This window comes from Mesorhizobium sp. M5C.F.Ca.IN.020.32.2.1 (genome assembly GCF_004023105.1).
GTDB classification, from domain to species: Bacteria; Pseudomonadota; Alphaproteobacteria; order Rhizobiales; family Rhizobiaceae; genus Mesorhizobium; species Mesorhizobium wenxiniae.
The window spans coordinates 1-581 of sequence record NZ_RZSX01001586.1; the positions used below are offsets into that span (position 1 = coordinate 1).

1 pseudogene is annotated in these 581 nt (G+C 63.5%); it reads right to left on the bottom strand.

What is annotated here, in order from left to right:
- A pseudogene (locus EOA86_RS37600) lies at positions 1-581 on the bottom strand (DNA-directed RNA polymerase subunit beta); the annotation flags it as partial.

Here is a 581-nt window from a genome sequence, read left to right on the forward strand (position 1 = left end):
GCGCGCACCAGCGGCGCGGCCTGCCGCTGCATGTTCGAGCCCATCAGAGCGCGGTTGGCGTCGTCATTCTCGAGGAACGGGATCAGGGCCGCTGCCACCGACACCATCTGCTTCGGCGACACGTCCATCAGATCGACGTTTTCGCGCGGCGCCATCATCACTTCGCCGGCGTTGCGGCAAATGACGAATTCGTCGACGAAACCACCATTCTTGTCGAGCTCGGCATTGGCCTGCGCGACGTGGTGCTTGGCCTCTTCCATCGCCGACAGATAGACGACCTCATTGGTCAGCTTGCCGTTGACGATCTTGCGGTACGGGCTCTCGATGAAGCCGTACTTGTTGACGCGCGCGAAGGTGGCCAGCGAGTTGATCAGACCGATATTCGGGCCTTCCGGCGTCTCGATCGGGCAGATGCGGCCGTAATGCGTCGGGTGCACGTCGCGCACCTCGAAACCGGCGCGCTCGCGGGTCAGACCACCGGGTCCAAGCGCCGAGAGACGGCGCTTGTGGGTGATCTCCGACAGCGGGTTGGTCTGGTCCATGAACTGCGACAGCTGCGAGGAACCGAAGAACTCGCGCAC